A 3,830-nucleotide genomic window follows, 5' to 3' on the forward strand; every position below is an offset into this window, starting at 1 on the left:
CCCCCGACGTTGGTCACCAACGTTCCCGACGATGCACGGGCCTTCATCAGGGCGCACGGTCCGGTCATCTTCAAGCCGATCTCGGTTCCGCTCTATCTGGTCGACGGCAAGGTGCCGTAGTCCGTGCGCCAGTCGAGGAGACCGGAGTCGATCCGCACGGCGAAGATCTGCTCGCCGATCACCGTCACCCGGATATCGGCAACCTTGTCGCCCAGACCGTCCCCGTGACCGAGGTGATCGCCGACGAGATCGACGCCTCCGTGTCCGGCACCATGCACCTCTTCCAGAAGCGGGTGAGCGCAGCATCAAGTCCTACCCCGCGCTGTGGGCCGCCGCGCACAGCCCGTCGAGTTTCTCCTTCACCGCCTGCTCAGGCGCAGCAACCGGCGATGTCATCTCCGGCCAACTGGGACCACTCAACAGGGCAACATCACTGGTGAGTATCACGGTGGGCGCCAATGACGCGGGCTTTGCCGACGCGATGACGACCTGCATTCTGCAGGGCGAATCCTCCTGCCTGGCCCGGATTGCGCAGGCGCGCGGTTACATCAAAGACACCCTGCCGGGAAAGCTGGACACCGTGTATGCGGCGATTGGCGGTAAGGCACCCTCTGCCCGGGTCGACGTTCTCGGCTACCCGCACTTCTACAAGCTGAACGGCAGCTGCGCGGTAGGCCTCACCGAGAAGAGTCGCGCCGCCATCGACGTTGCGATCGACGACATGAACAGTGTCACGGCCAACCAGGCCGGCGCCCATCGCTTCACCTTTATTGACGTCACTCCGGCCTTCAGCGGCCACGAGCTCTGCTCACAATCGCCGTGGCTCCACTCCATCACCTATCCGGTGGATGAATCCTACCATCCCACGTCGGCCGGCCAGTCGGATGGCTACTTGCCCACCTTCGAATCTGCGGCAAAGTAACCGGCAGGGCGCCCAGGGAGTCACGGCGAAGCCAGAGGCGCATCGCGGTGACGGATTGCGTGCTGTGAAAGATGTATGCCCGCTTATCGAAGCGGGAGGCCACTGCGTGAAAGCCCTTCCGGCTCAGTGGGGAGGTGCAGGAATCCTTCCTGAGAGATGGCAGCGGGTACCACAGCGCCCCCAGCCTCGTTGCGTCCTCTTCAACTCGTGCGCCCCGGTGGCGGCCTCCACCTCTTCGCGGTGAGTACCCTTAAGGCATCGTCGCGGTCACCACGCAGCCAGTCCCGCTCCTGCGGGCTACCGTTGAACGGCGACGCCCGGCTCTCGGCTTGGTTCCACCGGTCAGGGCGAGCCACAGATGGCGGTTCGGATCTCTGCCTGCCGACCGATCTGAGCGCGCATGGTTTGGAATTCGGCCGGTCGGCCTGCAACTACGGCTCCGATGGGGCGGCAGTAGCGGTGAGCAAGGGCTGTAAAGTCGAAATCCGTGACTTCACCATGCACCCTCAGGTTGTCCGCCAATGCTGGATGGCCAGCCAACTGCAACCTAATCCCGTACTGTTCGGTCCATCCCCAGGGGACAGCGGTGAAGGGCGTGCGGGCGCCGAGCATGTTGCGTGCCACATGGGTGGCGTGTTCTTGTGCATGATTCCACTGCTCGACACGCACCTGCTGATTCAAAATACGGTCGGGAAGGCGGGCGACGTCGCCGGCTGCATAGATGTTTGGATGACTGGTGGCGCCGTACTCGTCGACGATTATTCCGTCGTCCGTCTTAAGCCCGGCCTTTATAGCGAGTTCCGCCCGCGGCTGGACGCCGGCAGCTACGAGTACTGTGTGTGCCTTCCAGGTGCGGCCATCGCTGCTGGAGGCGTAAAGCAGTTTGCCGTGGCGTCCCATATTTGCAAGGTGTACGCCTGTGTGGATCTCGACCCCGTGCGAGCCGTGCAGCTGGACTATGGCCTGGCGCAATTGCCGAGGCAGCGTCCGGCGGAGAGGTTCAGCGGCTGCTTCTAGCACGGTGACGTCCAGACCCATCGTTCGAGCGGTGGCGGCAACTTCCAGGCCGACCAGCCCAGCACCGATGACAAGTAGTGACCCGCCCTCCATCAGGTCGGACCGCAGGTAGGTAAGGTCATCTAGCGTTCGCAGGGTGTGCACGCGCTCGTCACGGATCACGTGAGGCAGTGTGCGTGCCTGGCCTCCGGTGGCTAGCAACAGCCGGTCGAATGTTAGAAAGTTGCCGTCAGCGAGCAGCAGCCTGCGATCGCGAATTTCTTTCACCTTGGTGTGAGTGTGGAGCTCAATTCCCTGTTCCTGCCAGAAGGATTCAGGCTTAAATTGGACTCGTTCGTTGGACACCGGGCGCTTGAGCAGTTCCTTTGACAACAGAGGACGTCTGTAGGGGATGTGTGACTCATCGCCGATGAGCTGGATTCGGCCATCGAATCCTTCATGTCGGAGAGTCAGCGCTGCGCTGGCTCCGGCCACTCCGGTGCCTACGATGACGGTTGTACGAGGTATGGACTCAGGCACCGGCCACCTCGACCATCTGGAAGTCGGCCTTGGCAGCCCCGCAGTCAGGGCAGGACCAGTCGTCAGGAATGTCCTCCCAGCGAGTGCCCGGGGCGATTCCCTCATCAGGCCAACCCAGAGACTCGTTATAGACGAATCCGCATACCAGACACTCCCAGATCTTCATGTCATCTCCTCGAAATCGACCTTTTCGCGTACCCCGCAGTCAGGGCAGCACCAATCGGTTGGAATGTGAACCCAGGGCGTACCGATGGGAAAGCCCTCGCGCGGGGCGCCGATGGCCTCGTCATAGACGTAGCCGCAAACCGGACACCTATACCGAGATGCGCTCACGTGCAGTCTCCGTATCGGGCCAGCACCTTGGCTCGGGTTCGAGGGTGGAGGTTCGCGCGGGAGACGTCGCCGTCGTAGTGGGCGAGCACTCTTGCGTCCATTACCCGCCGCCACACCGGGGGGATCAGAGCCAGAAGGATCATCGTGGCATAGCCGGAGGGCAACTGCGGAGACTGGTCAAAGTGCCGAAGGGCCTGATACCGGCGTGTTGGGTTGGCATGGTGGTCACTGTGACGCTGCAAGTGGTAGAGGAACACGTTGGAGGCAATATCATCGCTATTCCACGAGTGCTTGGGAGTGCACCGCTCATACCGTCCAGTCTCCGTCCTCTGTCGCAACAGCCCATAATGTTCAAGGTAGTTGACGATCTCCAGAAGACAGAAGCCAATGACGGCCTGCATGATCAGGTAGGGCAGCACCTGGAACCCAAAGGTGGCCGTCAGGGTCCCAAACAGCACTGCAGACATAGCCCATGCGCTGAGGACGTCGTTGTGCCACGTCCACGGGCTCTTGCCCAGTCGGTGTAGTCGCTGCTTTTCGAGCCCCCAGCCCGAGCGGAGACTGCCGAACACTGACCTTGGCAGGAATGCCCAGAAGGACTCACCCAGCCTTGAGCTGGCTGGGTCTTCCGGCGTCGCCACCCGTACGTGATGCCCACGGTTGTGCTCAATGTAGAAGTGGCCGTAGCAGGTCTGGGCAAGCGCGATCCTGGCCAGCCAGCGCTCCCCAGAGTCCTTCTTGTGGCCCAGTTCATGCGCCGTGTTGATGCCAAATCCGGCGATCAGGCCCACAGTGGCCATCAGCCCGGCTCTGTCAACGGCCGACAGTTGGCTGCCGCTCCACAACCAGCAGGCCAGGACAAGACCCCCGTACTGCAACGGCAGGAAGAGGTAGGTGCACCAACGGTAGTAGCGGTCGGACTCAAGCCAGAGCAAAACGCTGTCCGGCGGGTTGTTTGAGTCCTTCCCTATGAACAGGTCCACCAAGGGGATCAACCCAAAGACGATCAGTAGTGACACCCACCAGAAGACTCCCGTTC

Annotated in this window: 4 protein-coding genes and 3 pseudogenes; 1 reads left to right on the plus strand and 6 read right to left on the minus strand. The window is 61.9% G+C overall.

Going from position 1 to position 3,830, the window contains the following annotated elements:
• Window positions 1-116 precede the first annotated feature (116 nt).
• Window positions 117-209: pseudogene (locus AB0N17_RS45550) on the minus strand (ATP-grasp ribosomal peptide maturase); the annotation flags it as partial.
• Between the two features lie 80 nt (window positions 210-289).
• Here AB0N17_RS45550 and AB0N17_RS45555 point away from each other — a divergent pair.
• Window positions 290-922, plus strand: a pseudogene (locus tag AB0N17_RS45555) (SGNH/GDSL hydrolase family protein); the annotation flags it as partial.
• Window positions 923-947: 25 nt separating this feature from the next.
• On the opposite strand, the pseudogene AB0N17_RS45560 reads toward AB0N17_RS45555, so the two are convergent.
• The 5 genes and pseudogenes from AB0N17_RS45560 to AB0N17_RS45580 all read right to left on the minus strand — a co-directional run.
• Window positions 948-1,040, minus strand: a pseudogene (locus AB0N17_RS45560) (IS5/IS1182 family transposase); the annotation flags it as partial.
• 224 nt (window positions 1,041-1,264) lie between these two features.
• On the minus strand, window positions 1,265-2,458 hold the full coding sequence (locus AB0N17_RS45565) for an FAD-dependent oxidoreductase (protein WP_366017571.1): 1,194 nt from the start codon (window positions 2,456-2,458) through the stop codon (window positions 1,265-1,267).
• Complete coding sequence (locus tag AB0N17_RS45570) at window positions 2,451-2,624, minus strand: rubredoxin (RefSeq protein WP_366017572.1); 174 nt, start codon at window positions 2,622-2,624, stop codon at window positions 2,451-2,453. The genes AB0N17_RS45565 and AB0N17_RS45570 overlap by 8 nt, the downstream gene beginning before the upstream one ends.
• Window positions 2,621-2,791 (minus strand): rubredoxin, encoded by a 171-nt coding sequence (locus tag AB0N17_RS45575; RefSeq protein ID WP_366017573.1) that lies wholly within the window; start codon window positions 2,789-2,791, stop codon window positions 2,621-2,623. The genes AB0N17_RS45570 and AB0N17_RS45575 overlap by 4 nt, the downstream gene beginning before the upstream one ends.
• Window positions 2,788-3,830: alkane 1-monooxygenase (locus AB0N17_RS45580; RefSeq protein WP_366017574.1), on the minus strand; the 1,043-nt coding region annotated here is incomplete at its 5' end. The genes AB0N17_RS45575 and AB0N17_RS45580, both read right to left, overlap by 4 nt.

It is taken from the genome of Streptomyces sp. NPDC051133 (assembly GCF_040682635.1).
Taxonomy (GTDB): Bacteria; Actinomycetota; Actinomycetes; order Streptomycetales; family Streptomycetaceae; genus Streptomyces.